The organism is Mycolicibacterium tokaiense, assembly GCF_010725885.1.
In the GTDB taxonomy this organism is placed as follows: Bacteria; Actinomycetota; Actinomycetes; order Mycobacteriales; family Mycobacteriaceae; genus Mycobacterium; species Mycobacterium tokaiense.
Genome location: NZ_AP022600.1, coordinates 5,744,294 through 5,760,295, shown reverse-complemented (window position 1 = coordinate 5,760,295; position 16,002 = coordinate 5,744,294). Strand labels below are relative to the sequence as shown.

At 67.8% G+C, this 16,002-nt stretch carries 13 protein-coding genes; 12 read left to right on the top strand and 1 reads right to left on the bottom strand.

Annotated elements, in window-relative coordinates; genetic code table 11:
* The first annotated feature begins 60 nt into the window (after positions 1–60).
* The 3 genes from G6N58_RS27755 to G6N58_RS27745 all read left to right on the top strand — a co-directional run bounded on the left by G6N58_RS27755 (position 61) and on the right by G6N58_RS27745 (position 2,506).
* Positions 61–729, top strand: coding sequence for a TetR/AcrR family transcriptional regulator (locus tag G6N58_RS27755; protein WP_115280659.1), 669 nt, complete (start codon positions 61–63; stop codon positions 727–729).
* A complete protein-coding gene (locus tag G6N58_RS27750; RefSeq protein WP_115280660.1) occupies positions 726–1,502 on the top strand; it encodes an enoyl-CoA hydratase/isomerase family protein in 777 nt (258 codons plus the stop codon). Before G6N58_RS27755 ends, G6N58_RS27750 begins: the two co-directional genes overlap by 4 nt.
* Before the next feature lie 122 nt (positions 1,503–1,624).
* Entirely contained in the window at positions 1,625–2,506 is an 882-nt protein-coding gene (locus G6N58_RS27745; RefSeq protein ID WP_115280661.1) for an endonuclease domain-containing protein, read from the top strand.
* Between the two features lie 32 nt (positions 2,507–2,538).
* Here the strand turns inward: G6N58_RS27745 and panB are convergent, their stop codons facing one another.
* Positions 2,539–3,378: a 3-methyl-2-oxobutanoate hydroxymethyltransferase gene (panB, locus tag G6N58_RS27740; RefSeq protein ID WP_115280662.1), complete on the bottom strand. Its 840-nt coding sequence runs from the start codon at positions 3,376–3,378 to the stop codon at positions 2,539–2,541.
* Positions 3,379–3,551: 173 nt separating this feature from the next.
* Here panB and G6N58_RS27735 point away from each other — a divergent pair, with 173 nt between their 5' ends.
* The 9 genes from G6N58_RS27735 (at position 3,552) to G6N58_RS27695 (ending at position 15,990) form a co-directional block, all read left to right on the top strand.
* Positions 3,552–4,949 carry a WS/DGAT/MGAT family O-acyltransferase gene (locus G6N58_RS27735; RefSeq protein ID WP_115280663.1) on the top strand — a complete coding sequence of 466 codons (1,398 nt, stop codon included), beginning with the start codon at positions 3,552–3,554 and terminating at the stop codon, positions 4,947–4,949.
* 56 nt (positions 4,950–5,005) lie between these two features.
* Positions 5,006–6,544 carry an alpha/beta hydrolase gene (locus G6N58_RS27730; RefSeq protein WP_232068029.1) on the top strand — a complete coding sequence of 513 codons (1,539 nt, stop codon included), beginning with the start codon at positions 5,006–5,008 and terminating at the stop codon, positions 6,542–6,544.
* Positions 6,545–6,623: 79 nt separating this feature from the next.
* Positions 6,624–8,105, top strand: a complete 1,482-nt coding sequence (locus G6N58_RS27725; protein WP_115280665.1) for an alpha/beta hydrolase — start codon at positions 6,624–6,626, stop codon at positions 8,103–8,105.
* A gap of 59 nt (positions 8,106–8,164) precedes the next feature.
* Entirely contained in the window at positions 8,165–9,505 is a 1,341-nt protein-coding gene (glnA, locus tag G6N58_RS27720) for a type I glutamate--ammonia ligase (RefSeq protein WP_068917608.1), read from the top strand.
* A gap of 59 nt (positions 9,506–9,564) precedes the next feature.
* On the top strand, positions 9,565–12,558 hold the full coding sequence (locus tag G6N58_RS27715; RefSeq protein ID WP_163908488.1) for a bifunctional [glutamine synthetase] adenylyltransferase/[glutamine synthetase]-adenylyl-L-tyrosine phosphorylase: 2,994 nt from the start codon (positions 9,565–9,567) through the stop codon (positions 12,556–12,558).
* 131 nt (positions 12,559–12,689) lie between these two features.
* Positions 12,690–13,424, top strand: a complete 735-nt coding sequence (locus tag G6N58_RS27710; protein WP_115280666.1) for a GntR family transcriptional regulator — start codon at positions 12,690–12,692, stop codon at positions 13,422–13,424.
* Between the two features lie 166 nt (positions 13,425–13,590).
* On the top strand, positions 13,591–14,352 hold the full coding sequence (locus G6N58_RS27705) for an ABC transporter ATP-binding protein (protein ID WP_232068028.1): 762 nt from the start codon (positions 13,591–13,593) through the stop codon (positions 14,350–14,352).
* Positions 14,339–15,178 carry an ABC transporter permease gene (locus G6N58_RS27700; RefSeq protein WP_163908486.1) on the top strand — a complete coding sequence of 280 codons (840 nt, stop codon included), beginning with the start codon at positions 14,339–14,341 and terminating at the stop codon, positions 15,176–15,178. Before G6N58_RS27705 ends, G6N58_RS27700 begins: the two co-directional genes overlap by 14 nt.
* The gene (locus G6N58_RS27695) at positions 15,175–15,990 is read left to right on the top strand and encodes an ABC transporter permease (protein ID WP_115280668.1); all 816 of its coding nucleotides are present in this window, start codon (positions 15,175–15,177) and stop codon (positions 15,988–15,990) included. The genes G6N58_RS27700 and G6N58_RS27695 overlap by 4 nt, the downstream gene beginning before the upstream one ends.
* Positions 15,991–16,002 lie beyond the last annotated feature (12 nt).

Below are 16,002 nucleotides of genomic sequence, written 5' to 3'. Positions count from 1 at the left end.
GTCAGATGACAGGAATTAGGGTGCAGGTGTGCGAGTGGCGGGGATGCGAGGATGTGACCCATGCGCACCGACGGCCGCGGACGCCCCCGGCTGGAGCAATCCCGACGGCCGGGCAACACCGCCCGCGAGGAGATCCTCGACGCTGCCGCGGAACTGTTCACCACCCACGGCTTCGCCAGCACCTCCACCCGGGCCATCGCCGACGCGGTCGGCATGCGGCAGGCCTCGCTCTATCACCACTTCGCGACCAAGGACGACCTGCTGGACGCGTTGCTGGCCGACACCGTGGACGCCCCGCTGGCCCTGGCGGGCGAACTGCTGACCGAATCGTCGTCGGCCGTCCCGCGGCTGCACCTGCTGGTGGTGAGCGACGTGCGCCAACTGTGCGGCAGCCGGTGGAATCTGGGCGCCCTGTACCTGCTGCCCGAACTCCGGGTGGCACGGTTCGAAGGCTTCCGGCAGCGGCGCGCCACCCTGCGGGCGCACTACGGTGCGTTGTCGGCGCGGGTGATCGACGAATGCGACGGCCCCGCCGAGGCCGCGGACCTGCCGTTCCGGCTGGTGGAATCGGTGATCAACCGCCGCTCCGATGATCAGCAGTGCCCGCCGGAGCAACCCTGGGTGATCGCCGAGGGCGCGCTGCGGGTGCTGGGCTGGGCCGGTGACACCCAGGTGCTGCGGCAGGGCACGGCAGACCGGCTGGATGCACCGGTTAACGTCACGGCATGACCTTCGACACTCTGCTGTTCGCCCGAGACGGCGCCGTCGCCACCATCACCCTGAACCGCCCCGCGGCCGCCAACGGTATGGACGATGTGCTGACCCGCGAGCTGGCCGAGGTCGCCGACACGGTGGCGGCCTCCGACATCAAAGCAGTGGTGATCACCGGCGCCGGTCGATTCTTCTGTGCCGGAGGCGATCTCAAGGCCATGGCAGCCTCACCCGCCGGTCCCGGACCGTTTGTCGCGAGCATCGCCGACAACCTGCACCGGGCGGTGGCGACCTTCGCCCGGATGGACGCCGTGCTGATCGCAGCCGTCAACGGCGTCGCCGCGGGTGCCGGATTCTCCCTGGCCATCAGCGCCGACCTGGTGCTCGCGAGCGAAGCCGCCTCGTTCACCATGGCCTACACCAAGGCCGGGCTGAGCCCCGACGGTAGCGCGTCGTACTACCTGCCGCGCCTGGTCGGGCCGCGGCGGGCCGCCGAGTTGATGCTGACCAACCGGACGCTCTCGGCGGCCGAGGCGCTCGAGTGGGGCCTGGTCAACGAGGTGGTCTCCGGTGACGTGGTGGCCCGCGCCGGTGCGCTGGCCGCCCAGATCGCCACGGGCGCACGCGGTTCGCACGCCGCGGTGAAGAAACTCATACTGGCGTCCCATGGCAACAACATCGAGACGCAGATGGCGCTGGAGTCGGAATTGATCTCCGCCAACGCCGACGGCTCCGACGGCCGCGAGGGGATCGAGGCGTTCTTGGGCAAGCGGGCGCCGAAGTTCGCGTAGGGGGACTCGCCGAGATTCACTCAGGGGCGGGAAATCTCGTGAAGTCCCGCCCCTGAGTGAATCTCGAGCCGCCTGTGGATGACCGTACGCGGAGTTGGCGTCCTGGCTGCCATCGTCGGGGTATGGCCGAACCCTTCATCGGCGCCGAAGCGCTGGCTGCCGGCGTCATGACCCGACACCGGTTACGCAGCAGGTGTCGCCCCGTCCTGCCCGGCGTCTACGTCGACAACGCCGTCGAGCCGACGCTGCAGGTACGTACCCGAGCGGCATGGCTATGGTCGAAGCGGCAAGGCATCGTCGGCGGACCTGCAGCGTCGGCGCTGTTGGGTGCCAAGTGGGTCGATCCCGGTGTCGATGTCGACCTGTATTTCGCCAGCACCAGGCCCCCGCCTGGTGTTCGGACGCATCACGACCGCCTGCACACGACAGAACATGAACGGCTGCGCGGGATGACTGTCACCACCGCCGCGCGGACCGCGTTCGACCTGGCTCGGCGAGTGTCGACCAGGAGGACCGGCATCGCACCCGTGGTTGCTGCCGTCGACGCACTGCTGAACGCGACCCGCATCGGAGTCGGCGATGTCGGGGCCGTCGCTCGACAACACCCCGGCGTTCGTGGATTGCGGCAGGCCGATGAGGTGCTGCGGCTTGTCGATGCCGGTGCCGAGTCGCCGAAAGAGACGTGGCTGCGACTGTTGATCCGGAGGCAGGGTTTTCCGCCCGTGCAGACGCAGATCGAGGTTCGCGACGAGCACGGCAGCTTTGTCGCCCGGCTCGACATGGGCTGGCCCGATCTCAAAATCGCCATCGAGTACGACGGCGACCAGCACCGCAGGGACCGCCGCCAATACGTCCGGGACATGCGCCGTCGAGAAGAGCTGGATCGATTGGGCTGGATCGTCGTCCGCGTGGTGGCCGAGGATCTCGAGGGGCAGGTCGTCCGACGAATCCAGACCGCCCGCGAGCGAGCGCCGAGATTCACTCAGGGGCGGGAAATCTCGTAAAATCCCGCCGCTGAGTGAATCTCGACAGAACGTCAGAAGGAGTGTTCCTCGGCGGGGAAGGAACCGCTGGCCACCTCGCCGGCGTATTCGGTTGCTGCGCGGCGCAATTCGCCGCCCACATCGCCGAAACGCTTGACGAACTTGGCGGTGCGCCCGGAGGTCATGCCGGCCATGTCCTGCCAGACCAGCACCTGCGCGTCGCAGTTGGGGCCCGCGCCGATGCCGACGGTGGGGATGGTGAGCTTGCCGGTGATCTGCGTGGCCAATTCGGCCGGCACCATCTCCAGTACCACGGCCACCGCGCCGGCCTCGGCCACGGCGATGGCATCGGCGATGGTCTGCTCAGCGGCGTCGCCGCGGCCCTGCACCTTGAAACCGCCCAGGCCGTTGACGCTCTGCGGGGTGAAGCCGATGTGCGCGATCACTGGGATGCCGGCCTGGGTGAGCGTGGCGATCTGCTCGGCCACCCGCTCGCCGCCCTCGAGCTTCACCGCGTGCGCACCGGTCTCCTTGAGGAACCGGGTGGCCGTCGCCAGCGCCTGCGCAGCGCCCCCTTCGTAGGAACCGAACGGCAGGTCGGCCACCACCAGTGCATGCGGGGCGCCCTTGACCACACCGCGCACCAGCGGAATCAGCTCGTCGATGGTGATCGGCACGGTGGTGTCGTAGCCGTAGACGACGTTGGCGGCGGAATCACCCACCAGCAGCACCGGGATCTCGGCGTCGTCGAACACCCGCGCGGTGGAGAAGTCGTAGGCGGTGAGCATGGCCCACTTGTGGCCTTCGCTCTTCCACTGCTGCAGATGATGCGTGCGTACCTTGATGCGCTTCTTGGGCTCGGAGGAAGCGCCGTATAGACGTTGTTCTTGCATTCCGCTTTGTTCAGACATCACTGTCCTAACGAGGTGGTCGGTTCGATCCTCGAGGCCACTACGGGTCCCCGGGCCGGCTGACGCGTCAAGTCTGCCACCGCGCCTCGCCCAGGTGAACTGTGAGTTAAGTGGAGTTCCTCACACCTTGCGCTCGGTGGACATACGATCTGCCGATGCAACGGCTCAGCGGGCTCGACGCCAGCTTCCTGTATCTCGAAACTCCGTCGCAGCCGTTGCACGTGTGCTCCATCCTCGACGTCGACACCTCGACGATGCCCGGGGGCTACACGTTCGACAAGCTGCGTGACGAACTGGTGGTCCGCATCGCCGCCATGCCGGAGTTCCGCGACAAGCTGGCCGACAGCTTCTTCAACCTCGATCACCCAGTGTGGGTGGAGGACAAGGACTTCGACGTCGACCGGCATCTGCACCGGATCGCGCTACCGGCCCCCGGTGGCCGTGCCGAGCTGTCCGAGATCTGCGGGCACATCGCCTCGCTGCCACTGGAGCGCTCCCGGCCACTGTGGGAGATGTGGGTCATCGAGAACGTCGCGGGCACCGACGTGCACGCCGGCGGCCGGATGGCGGTGATGACCAAGGTCCACCACGCCGCCGTCGACGGCGTGACCGGTGCGAACCTGATGTCGCAGCTGTGCTCCACCGAGGCCGATGCCGCTGCGCCCGAACCCGTGGCGGGTTCCGGCGATGCCAACACCCTGGAGCTCGCGGCCACCGGGCTGGTGCGTTTTGCCAACCGGCCCGTGCACCTGGCCGCCAAAACGCTACCCGCGACCGTCACCACGGTGGTGGACACCGTGCGTCGGGCCCTGTCCGGCGCCGCCATGACCAGTCCGTTCACCGCACCGCAGACGGCGTTCAACACCACCGTCACCCCGCACCGCAACGTCGCCTACGCCCAACTGGACCTCGAGGACGTCAAGAAGGTCAAGAACCACTTCGGGGTGAAGGTCAACGACGTGGTGATGGCACTGGTGGCCGGGGCGCTACGGGCCTACCTGGCCGACCGCGACGAACTGCCCGACAGCCCGCTGGTGGCGATGGTGCCGGTGTCGGTGCACGACCGCTCGGACCGCCCCGGGCGCAACAAGGTCTCGGGCATGTTCGCAAGCCTGCAGACCCACATCGGCGACCCCGCCGAACGGCTGAGTGCCATCGCCGACGCCACTTCGGTTGCCAAGGAACACAGTTCGGCGATCGCGGCGACGCTGCTGCAGGACTGGTCGCAGTTTGCCGCCCCCGCGGTGTTCGGGGCCGCCATGCGGCTGTACGCCAGCTCCCGGCTCACCGAGGCCCGCCCGGTGCACAACCTGGTGGTGTCCAACGTGCCCGGCCCGCAGGTGCCGCTGTACTTCCTGGGCTCAGAGGTCAAGGCCATGTATCCGCTGGGGCCGATCTTCCACGGCTCGGGCCTGAACATCACCGTGATGTCGCTGAGCGGCAAATTGGACGTGGGCCTGATCTCCTGCCCGGAACTGCTGCCCGACCTGTGGTCGATGGCCGACGACTTCGCCGTCGGCATGGAGGAGCTGCTGGCCGCCTGCAACCGCTGAGACCCGCCTACCTGCGCTTCGAGGTTTCGCGTAGCCGTCATGGCAGCATGTTGCCCATGAGTCTGTTACCCCGACGTCGGTCCCTGCGTGCCACCGTGGCCGGGGTGACCATCGCGGGACTGGTGCTCACCGTCGGGGGCTGCAGCAGGCAGGTCGATGGCGAGGCCACCACGGCAGGAGCCGGTGCCAGCGCGCCGGTGGCGTGGGAGCCCTGCCAGCTGAATGCCCCTGCCACCATCGAGGTGCCCGAGGGCACGGAATGCGGATTGCTGGCCGTCCCCGTCGACTACGACGTCGCCGACGGCGACTCCCTGGACCTGGCGTTGATCCGGTTCCCGGCCACCGGAGAGAAGATCGGGTCGCTGGTGTTCAACCCCGGCGGGCCGGGGGAGTCCGGAATCGAAGCCGCCTTCGGGCTGTTGCCGACGCTGCCGCCCGAGATCCGCGAGCACTTCGACTTCGTGGGCTTCGACCCCCGGGGGGTGGCGTCCTCGTCGCCCGCCCTGTGGTGCAACTCCGACGCCGACAACGACCGTCAGCGCGCCGAACCGGTGATCGAGTACACCCAGGAAGGCGTGGACTACCTCAACGAGCAGACCCAGGAATACGTCCAACGCTGCATCGACAAGATGGGGGTGGACTTCCTGGCCAACGTGGGCACCGACAACGTCGCCCGCGATCTGGACCGGATCCGTCAGGCGGTCGGTGACGAGAAGCTGACCTTTCTCGGCTACTCCTACGGCACCCGGATCGGCACCACCTACGCCGAGATGTACCCGCAGAACGTGCGGGCGATGATCCTCGACGGCGCCATCGACCCCAACGCTGACCCGGTGGAGGCCGACATCGCTCAGGCGGCGGCGTTCCAGTCGGCGTTCAACGACTTTGCCGCGGACTGCGCCACGAGTCCGGACTGCCCGTTGGGTACCGATCCCGCGAAAGCCGTTGAGGTGTACCGGGATCTGCTGGACCCGTGGCAGCAGACCCCGGCGCCCACCGCCGATCCGCGCGGGCTGTCGCACTACGACGCCACCACCGCCACCATCATGGCGCTGTACTCGCCGACGCTGTGGCGCCACCTCACCCAGGGCCTGGCCGAACTGCGTGAGGGCCGCGGTGACACCCTGCTGATCCTGGCCGACCTGTACATGCGGCGTGACGGCAACGGCCACTACACCAATGCCACCGACGTGCGGATGGCGGTCAACTGCATGGACGAGCAGCGCGTCACCGACATGGCGACCCTGGTGGACGAGGACCGCAGGCTGCGCGAGGTCGCGCCGTTCCTGGCCACCGGCGAGTTCACGGGCCTGGTCCCCGAGCCCACGTGCAACAAGTGGCCGGTGCCGCCCACCAGCGAGCCGCACGAGCTCTCGGTGCCAGATCTGCCTGCGACACTGGTGGTCTCGATCACCGGCGACCCGGCCACGCCGTATGAGGCCGGCGTGAAACTGGCCGACCAGCTCGGCGGCGGGCTGGTGACCTTCAAGGGCACCCAGCACACCGTGGTGTTCCGCGGGAACTCCTGCGTCGACGACTATGCGGTGAAATACCTGGTCGACGGCGCCGTGCCGGGCCCCGACACCGAGTGCTGAGCTGCCCAAGCGGTAAATGAGACCTGGCCGTGACCAGCTGGGTCACTCGGGGCCTCGCCCGGCATGCAACGATGTGCGCATGCTCCACACCAGGCTCCCGGGCTCGATGCTGCTCTCGATCGCCCTACTGGCCGGTGTGGCAGCCCCCGCCGCGCAGGCGGAACCCGCGCAACCGGCTGCCCAGCAACAGGTTTGGACGGATTGCGCGCGCTTCGGCTACGGGCCGGAGATGCTGCCCACCGCCCAGTGCACCACGGTGAGCGTGCCGCAGGCGGAGCTGGCCGTGATCAAGATCCCGGCGTCGGGTGAGCGCATCGGCCCGCTGTTCGTGAACCCGGGCGGCCCGGGCGCCTCGGCGGTGGACACCGTGGCCGGGATGGGCCGGGCGCTGGCCGGCAGCCCCGTCAACGAGCACTTCGACCTGGTCGGGGTAGACCCGCGCGGGATCGGGCACTCCACCCCGCAACTGCGGTGCCGCACCGACGCCGAGTTCGATGCCTGGCGCCGCGACCCGATGGTGGACTACACCCCGGCCGGGGTGGCGGCCATCGAGGCCCGCTACCGCGAGTTCGCCCAGCAGTGCGCCGACCGGATGGGCACGGAGTTCCTGGCCGCAGTCGGCGCAGTCGACGCGGCGCGCGATCTCGACACCGTGCGGCAGATCCTCGGCGACGACCAGCTGAACTATCTCGGATTCAGTTACGGCACCCAGATCGGCACGTCGTATCTGCAGCAGTTCGGCCAACACGTGCGGACCATGGTGCTCGACGGCGCCATCGATCCCGCCGTGCCGCCGCTGGAGGAGACCCTGCGCCAGAACGCCAGCTTCCAGGAGGCGTTCAACACCTACGCCGCGGACTGCGCCAAGTCCGCCGACTGCCCGCTCGGACAGGACCCGGGGCAGTGGGTCAACCGGTACCACCAACTGGTGGATCCGCTGGTGCAGCAGCCGGGTCGCACCGACGATCCGCGCGGGCTGAGTTACTCCGACGCGGTGATCGGCACCGGCAACGCGCTGTACTCGCCGCGGTACTGGCTGTTGCTGACCAGCGGTCTGCTGGGGCTGCAGCGCGGCACCGCGGCCGACGACCTGCTGGGACTGGCCGACGTGTACCAGGGCCGTGACTCCCAAGGGCACTACAGCAACCGGCGCGACGCGTTCAATGCGGTGCGGTGCGCCGATTCCCCGGTGCCGACCGACCCGACCGCGTGGGTGGCCTTCGATCAGCGGCTGCGCCAGGTGGCGCCCTTCCTGTCCTACGGCAGCTTCACCGGGTTTGCCCCCCGCGACATCTGCGCGTTCTGGCCGGTCCCCGCCACCTCCTCACCCGCGCCGGCCGCCCCCGCACCGCCGGGATCGGTGTTGGTGGTCTCCACCACTCGCGATCCCGCCACCCCGTACCAGGCGGGGGTGGACCTGGCCCGTCAGCTGCAGGCACCGTTGATCAGCTTCGACGGCACCCAGCACACCGTGGTGTTCAACGGCCAGCAGTGCGTGGACAGCGCGACGGTGGACTACCTGGTGGATCGGGTTCTGCCTCCGGCGAACCTCTTTTGCTGAGCACCAGCCGACTCACCGCTGTAACACAGAGTTAACAGCGCATGCCTACGCTTCCGGTCATGGATCGTCAGAAGGAATTCGTGCTGCGCACGCTCGAGGAACGGGACATCCGTTTCGTGCGACTGTGGTTCACCGACGTGCTCGGATTCCTCAAGTCGGTGGCCATCGCGCCCGCCGAACTCGAGGGTGCCTTCGAAGAGGGCATCGGCTTTGACGGATCCTCCATCGAGGGCTTTGCCCGGGTGTCGGAATCGGACACCGTGGCCAGGCCCGATCCCTCGACCTTCCAGGTGCTGCCGTGGACCACCAGCGGAGGGGACCACCACTCCGCCCGCATGTTCTGCGACATCACCATGCCCGACGGATCACCCTCGTGGGCGGACTCGCGCCACGTGCTGCGCCGCCAGCTCGCCAAGGCCAGCGACCTCGGCTTCTCCTGCTACGTGCACCCGGAGATCGAGTTCTTCCTGCTGCAGCCCGGTCCCTATGACGGCAGCGTCCCGGTGCCCGCCGACAACGGCGGCTACTTCGACCAGGCCGTGCACGACTCCGCGCCGAACTTCCGCCGGCACGCCATCGACGCGCTGGAACAGATGGGCATCTCGGTGGAGTTCAGCCACCACGAGGGTGCGCCCGGCCAGCAGGAGATCGACCTGCGCTACGCCGATGCCCTGTCGATGGCCGACAACGTGATGACTTTCCGCTACCTGGTCAAAGAGGTTGCCCTGGGTGAGGGTGTGCGGGCGTCGTTCATGCCCAAGCCGTTCGCGGAGTACCCGGGCTCGGCCATGCACACCCACATGAGCCTGTTCGAGGGTGACACCAACGCCTTCCACAGCCCCGACGACCCGTTGCAGCTCTCCGACGTCGGCAAGTCCTTCATCGCCGGCATCCTCGAGCACGCCAGCGAGATCAGTGCCGTCACCAACCAGTGGGTGAACTCCTACAAGCGTCTGGTCCACGGCGGCGAGGCGCCCACCGCGGCGTCCTGGGGGGCCGCCAATCGCTCTGCCCTGGTGCGGGTCCCGATGTACACGCCGAACAAGGCGTCGTCGCGCCGGGTCGAGGTGCGCAGCCCCGACTCGGCCTGCAACCCCTACCTGGCCTTCGCGGTGCTGCTGGCCGCCGGTCTGCGCGGGGTCGAGAAGGGCTACGTTCTGGGCCCGCAGGCCGAGGACAACGTGTGGAGCCTGACCTCGGAGGAGCGCCGGGCCATGGGCTACCGCGAGTTGCCCGGCAGCCTCGGCTACGCGCTGGAGGCCATGGAGGGCTCCGAACTGGTGGCCGAGGCCTTGGGCGAGCACGTCTTCGACTTCTTCCTGCGCAACAAGCGCACGGAGTGGGAGACCTACCGCAGCAAGGTCACCCCGTACGAGCTGGAGACCTACCTGTCCCTGTAGCTCCGATCGGGAGCACAACAGATTGCCGCACGGCCCGCCGAGTGCAGTACCGTGCTGTCGTGCCTGCCTCCAAACCCGTCACGCAGCGTCCCAAGCTGCCCAGCGTCGGACGGCTGGGACTGGTCGAGGCGACTGCCCGGACCGCCCTGACCCGCCTGGGCTGGGACACCGACGACCACATCGAACTGCTCTGGTCGCTCTCGCGCGCTCCCGATGCGGACGCCGCCCTGCTGGCGATGGTGCGTCTGGCCGATGCGCTGGGCCCGAATTGGGATGAACTGAACACTGCGCTGCTCAAGGACAAAGCGCTGCGCGGCCGGTTGCTGGCGGTGCTGGGGTCCTCCCTGGCCCTGGGCGATCACCTGGTGGCCAACCCCGATTCGTGGCGGCTGCTGCAGGGGCAGATCCAGCTGCCGTCGGCACCGCAGCTCAAGCAGATCTTCCTGGCCGCGGTCGCCGACGTCACCGCCGAAACCTCCACGGCCAGTGTCGTTCCCACGCTGCGCAAGCTCTACCGCGACCACCTGCTGGTGCTCGCCGCCCTCGACGTCGCCCCCACCGTGGAGAACGAGCCGGTGCTGGCGTTCCCCACGGTCGGCGCGCACCTGTCCGACATGGCCGACGCCGCTCTGGCCGCCGCGCTGCACGTGGCCACCACGATCGTCTGCAAGGGCGCCGAGGCGCCGCGACTGGCCGTGATCGCGATGGGCAAGTGCGGCGCGCGGGAACTCAACTACGTCTCCGACGTCGACGTCATCTTCGTGGGGGAGCGAGCGGATGCCACCGAGACCCGGGTGGCCGGGGAGATGATGCGGCTGGCCTCGGAGACCTTCTTCGAGGTGGACGCGGCGCTGCGCCCCGAAGGCAAGCGCGGGCAGTTGGTGCGCACCCTCGAATCCCACATCGCCTACTACGAGCGGTGGGCCAAGACCTGGGAGTTCCAGGCGTTGTTGAAGGCACGTCCGGCGGTGGGCGACGCCGAGCTGGGACAGCAGTATCTCGACGCGCTGATGCCGATGGTGTGGACAGCCTGTGAGCGTGAGGACTTCGTGCCCGACGTGCAGGCGATGCGGCGCCGGGTGGTCGAGCTGGTGCCCGCCGACGTGCGCAGCCGCGAGATCAAACTCGGCACCGGCGGGTTGCGTGACGTCGAGTTCGCGGTGCAGCTCCTGCAACTGGTGCATGGCCGCAACGACGATTCACTACACGTCACCTCCACGGTCGAAGCGCTCGCGGCGCTGGGCGCCGGCGGGTACGTCGGCCGCGACGACGCCGCCAACATGACGGCCTCGTATGAGTTCCTGCGGCTGCTCGAGCACCGCCTGCAGCTGCAGCGCCTCAAACGTACCCACATGCTGCCCGCACCCGAGGACGACGAGGCGCTGCGCTGGCTGGCCCGCGCCGCCCACGTGCGTCCCGACGGCCAGCACGACGCTCTCGGCGTGCTGCGCGAGGAACTCAAACGCCAGAGCGTGCGGGTGTCGCGGCTGCACGCCAAGCTCTTCTACCAGCCGCTGCTCGAATCCGTGGACCGCGCAGTCGATTTCACGGTGGGCCCGGGCCGGGAGGGCATGACCAACGAGGCGGCCGAGCGGCAGCTGGCCGCCCTGGGCTACCAGGCTCCACACAGTGCGCTGACCCATCTGGCGGCGCTGACCAGCCAGGGCGGCCGACGGGCCCGGGTGCAGGCGGTGCTGCTGCCGACCCTGCTGGACTGGCTGTCGGACACCCCCGATCCCGATGCGGGGCTGCTGGCCTACCGCCGGATCAGCGAATCGTTGGCCGACGCGCGCTGGTATCTGGCCAGCCTGCGCGACGAGAGCGCCGTGGCCAAGCGGCTGATGCACGTGCTGGGCACCTCGGCCTACGTGCCGGACCTGTTGATGCGTGCGCCGGAGGTCATCCAGCAGTACGCCGACGGCCCGTCGGGGCCCAAACTGCTCGAGGTCGAACCCGACGGGTTGGGCCGCTCACTGGTGGCTGCGGCCGGCCGGTACGCCGACCCGGTGAAGGCCATCGCCGCCGCCCGCACCCTGCGCCGCCGCGAACTGGCCCGCATCGCGTCGGCGGACCTGTTGGGCATGCTCGACGTGCGCTCGGTGTGCACGGCGCTGACCTCGGTCTGGGTGGCGGTGCTGCAGTCGGCGCTGGACGCGGTGACCCGCGCCAACACCCCTGCGGACGGGAAGGCCCCGGCCAAGATCGCGGTCATCGGCATGGGCCGCCTCGGCGGCGGCGAACTGGGCTACGGCTCCGACGCCGACGTGATGTTCGTGTGTGAACCCGCCGACGGGGTCGAGGAGACCCGGGCGGTGAAGTGGTCGGTGTCGATCGCCGAGCAGGTACGCGCACTGCTGGGCACTCCGAGCGCGGACCCGCCGCTCGAGGTCGACATCAACCTGCGCCCCGAGGGCCGCAACGGCCCGCTGGTGCGCACCCTGTCCTCCTACGCCGCCTACTACCAGCAGTGGGCTCAGCCATGGGAAATCCAGGCGCTGCTGCGTGCTCACCGCGTGGCCGGCGACCTCGAGCTCGGAGAGCAGTTCCTGCTGCTGGCCGACGCCACCCGCTACCCGGCGGGTGGGGTGTCCGAGCAGGCGGTGCAGGAGATCCGCCGCATCAAGGCCCGGGTGGACGCCGAGCGGCTACCCCGCGGAGCGGATCCGAACACCCACACCAAACTGGGCCGCGGCGGGCTGGCCGACATCGAATGGACGGTTCAGCTGCTGCAACTGCGCTTCGCCCACCGCATCCCCGCCCTGCACAACACCTCGACGCTGGACTCCCTGGACGCCATCGGCGCGGCCGAACTGATCGCCGAGGGAGACGTGGACCTGCTCCGGCAGGCCTGGCTGACTGCAACCAAGGCGCGCAACGCCCTGGTGCTGGTGCGCGGCAAGCCCACCGACCAGTTGCCCGGGCCGGGACGGCAGCTCAATGCCGTGGCGGTGGCCGCCGGGTGGCACAACGACGACGGCAGCGAGTTCCTGGACAACTACCTGCGGGTGACGCGGCGGGCGAAGGCCGTGGTTCGCAAGGTGTTCGGGGGATGACGCGGTTTCGCGGTGTTCCCCGCGGTCGCGAGAGGCCCGAGTGAGCCTGCTGAGCGATCGGGGAGAGCCTCGACAGCTCTCCTGATCATAAATCCACCCGGCCGGCTCCCCGCGGCTAGGATCGCCTTCCCATGGGGGCAGAATCTGTGGGTAGGGGCGGGGCTGGATCGAGCGAGGAAGATCCGCCTCCCGGCGGTAGCGACGACGACCTGAGACTGCTGGCTGCGCGGCGTTCTCAGGGGCACCAGTCCATCGGTTCGATGGTCTACGACATCCTCAAGGAGGCGATCCTCGACGGCACACTTCGACCCGGCTTGAAGCTCCGGCAGGAGGTGCTTGCCGAGAAGATCGGTGTCTCCCGAGTTCCCGTGCGCTCGGCGCTGATTCAGCTCGGTGCCGACGGCCTGGTTCAGTTGCGCGGCCGCCGCAGTGCGGTGGTCAGATCCATCACCGCCGCCCAGGTTCGCGAGATCTACGAACTGCGGGCGGTGCTGGAGTCCCATGCTGTCCGGGTGTCCATGGTCGGCATGACGTCCCAGCGGCTGGCACGGTTGCGGGAACTGGCGCAGGTGGTCGACGCAGAGCAGGAGGGACCCGAATTCGTGGACGCGCGTTCGGAGTTCTACGCCGAACTCTACGACGCCACGAACAACCCGACGCTGTGGGAACTCATAGAACAACTGCGGCTCAAAGTGGGCAGATACCTTCTCGGCTGGCGGATGGTAGAGGTGACGCCACACTCCCACGAGAGCTTGCTCGAGGCGGTGTCCCGCAATGATGTCGACACTGCCGTCCGAGACATCTGCCACCATCTGGAACTGGTGCGAGACGGTGTATTGGAGAAGCTGGAGGACGAGACGCCCTGACCCGGCGTGCTCGGTCGCGGGCGGCAACCTCGAGGTAAGCCATTTGTTAAATTCTAAATCTTGTATCCAGAATCTACTGCGCAATTGACGCCGAGCGATTAGGTTCGTCCGCATGGCTCACCCGACGGGTAACTCGACGGCGGCGCCGTTGCTGTCAATTCGGCACGTGTCCAAGACATTCACCGTTCGCCGTGGGCGATCGCAGGTCTCCACCCACGCTCTCGCCGACATCAGCCTTGACGTCAGCGAGGGCGAGTTCGTCGCGGTCATTGGTGCCAGTGGATCGGGGAAGTCGACGCTGTTACGGCTCATCGACGGACTGGACACCCCCAGCGGAGGGGAGATCCTGCTCGGCGGTCAGCCAGTGACGAGCCCGGGACCCGACCGTGGGGTCGTTTTCCAGCATCCGCGTCTGATGCCCTGGCGCACTGTGCGACGCAACGTCGAGTTCGGCCTCGAATGCAATGGGGTCGGCCGCGCTGAACGCAGTGAAACTGCCTCCAAAGTGCTTGAGCTCGTCGGTCTTACGGGATTCGAGGACCACTACCCGGCACAACTTTCCGGTGGTATGCAGCAGCGGGTCGGCATCGCCAGGGCGTACGCGGTGAGCCCGAGCATGCTCCTGCTCGATGAACCCTTTGGTGCACTCGACGCGCAGACGCGAGTGGTGCTCCAGCAGGACCTCGAGCAGCTGTGGCAGGCACAACGCAAGACCACCATTCTGATCACCCACGACATGGAGGAGGCCGTGTATCTCGCGGGCCGCGTGGTGGTGATGGGGAATCGTCCGGGACGGGTCGTCGACGTCATCGACGTCCCCTTCGACCGCCCCCGGGGATACGACCTTCGCGGCACCGCGGAGTTCGGTGCGCTGAAAACCCGACTCTGGCATGCCTTGCAGAAAGGGATGGCCGATGACGTTGCGTGAACGCGTCAGTGGTCCGACCCCCGTGGTCGAGGCTGCCGAGCGCGCCGCGAAACTACCTCTGCATCACCGCGCTTGGTTTCAACGCACCCTGGTGTGGGGCGGTTTGCTGGTGGCCTCGCAGATTTTCGCGATGCAGGTCGGCCCCTACTTCTGGCCATCGATCCCGGACATCATGTCCGGCGCGGTCGCGTCGTTCTCCGACGGCACCTACCTGTTGGTGCTGTCGAGCTTTGCGCAGATGCTGTCCGGTTTCCTGCTGGCGGTTGTGGTCGGGGTCCCCGTCGGCCTGCTGATGGGCCAGTTCAGGATCGTCGACTTCGTTGTCGGTCCCTTCATCAACGCCCTCTTCGTCACCTCGCTGGTCGCGCTGCTTCCCTTCATCATCCTGATCTTCGGCACCGACTTCACTTTCCGGGTAGCCGTCGTGTTCCTGTTCGCGGTGTTCTACCTCATCATCACACCGGCCGCGGGTGTCCGGGCGATCGACCGTGAGCTCAACGAGATGGCAACGTCGTTCGGTATCAGCTCGTCGCGCAGGCTGCTGTCGATCACACTTCCGGGCACCTTGCCGTACATCATCACCGGTCTTCGGTTGGGAATCGGACAGGCGGTCCAGGGAATGATCGTCGCGGAGTTGTGGGTGACGCTGGGCACTGGGCGCCGACTGATGAACCTCGGATACTCGCGTGAGCTCGGCCAATTCTTCGCCACGGCCGCGGCGGTGGTACTCATCGGCGCGACTCTCACCGGGCTGCTGTTGTTGGCCCAGAAGCGCCTCACCCCGTGGGCCGACGATGTCGAGTCAGCAGTGTCGGGGGCCCGATGAGTACCACCGCGCTTCCACCTGGCGCCGCTACCGCCGCAGCGGGCGGTCTGCCCTCGCTCGAACCGTGGAAAATGTGGGGCTGGATCGCCCGGATCACCCTGGTCATCGCGCTCATCGCGACGTGGCAGTGGTACGGGGAATCCCGCGGGAGCTTCGCGATACCGGCATTCACGGTTGTGGCAGAAGCGTTCTGGGAGGGGATTGTCAGCGGTGACTTCCTGAAAGCTGCACTCGGCACTCTCATGACGATGGTGTTCGGATACTCGATCGCCGTGTCGATCGCCGTACCGATGGGAGTGTGGATCGGGAGCTCCCGATTTGCTCGTAACGTCTTCGAACCCTTGGTCCACGCAGCCTATGCCACACCGGTATCACTATTCATCCCGATCATCGGCATCTACACCGGACTCGAACTGGGCGGACGGGTGGCGCTGACCGCGCTGTGGTGTGTCTTCGAGATCATGGTGAGCACCATCTCGGGAGTCCGATCGACGCCCGTTTCTCTGATCGAGATGGGTCGCGCTTACGGAGCCAGTCGGTCAAAGGTCTACTCCAGCATCGTCATTCCTGCTGCCCTCCCACTGGTCGTTGTAGGCCTGCGGATCGGCGTCGGTCGAGCCATCCGGGGTGCGGTCACGGCCGAGTTGCTGTTGTCCGCAGCGAACCTGGGGCAGGTTGTGCTGTTCGCCGGGTCGGTCCTCAACATTCCGCGACTGCTCGCAGCCATCATCTTTGTCATGCTCTTGGGCCTGGTGCTCATGGCGTTGGCGGGGGTGATCGAGCGGCGCGCCACCGGCCACTTACATCTGTGAGCTCCGCACTCC

Bases quoted from the DNA above. Each gene is read 5' to 3' on its own strand.
- G6N58_RS27745 (WP_115280661.1), top strand. From the start codon at position 1,625: ATGGCCGAACCCTTCATCGGCGCCGAAGCGCTGGCTGCCGGCGTCATG.
- G6N58_RS27735 (WP_115280663.1), top strand. From the start codon at position 3,552: ATGCAACGGCTCAGCGGGCTCGACGCCAGCTTCCTGTATCTCGAAACT.
- G6N58_RS27725 (WP_115280665.1), top strand. From the start codon at position 6,624: ATGCTCCACACCAGGCTCCCGGGCTCGATGCTGCTCTCGATCGCCCTA.
- glnA (WP_068917608.1), top strand. From the start codon at position 8,165: ATGGATCGTCAGAAGGAATTCGTGCTGCGCACGCTCGAGGAACGGGAC.
- G6N58_RS27695 (WP_115280668.1), top strand. From the start codon at position 15,175: ATGAGTACCACCGCGCTTCCACCTGGCGCCGCTACCGCCGCAGCGGGC.
- G6N58_RS27730 (WP_232068029.1), top strand. From the start codon at position 5,006: ATGAGTCTGTTACCCCGACGTCGGTCCCTGCGTGCCACCGTGGCCGGG.
- G6N58_RS27750 (WP_115280660.1), top strand. From the start codon at position 726: ATGACCTTCGACACTCTGCTGTTCGCCCGAGACGGCGCCGTCGCCACC.
- G6N58_RS27710 (WP_115280666.1), top strand. From the start codon at position 12,690: ATGGGGGCAGAATCTGTGGGTAGGGGCGGGGCTGGATCGAGCGAGGAA.
- G6N58_RS27700 (WP_163908486.1), top strand. From the start codon at position 14,339: ATGACGTTGCGTGAACGCGTCAGTGGTCCGACCCCCGTGGTCGAGGCT.
- panB (WP_115280662.1), bottom strand. From the start codon at position 3,378: ATGCAAGAACAACGTCTATACGGCGCTTCCTCCGAGCCCAAGAAGCGC.
- G6N58_RS27755 (WP_115280659.1), top strand. From the start codon at position 61: ATGCGCACCGACGGCCGCGGACGCCCCCGGCTGGAGCAATCCCGACGG.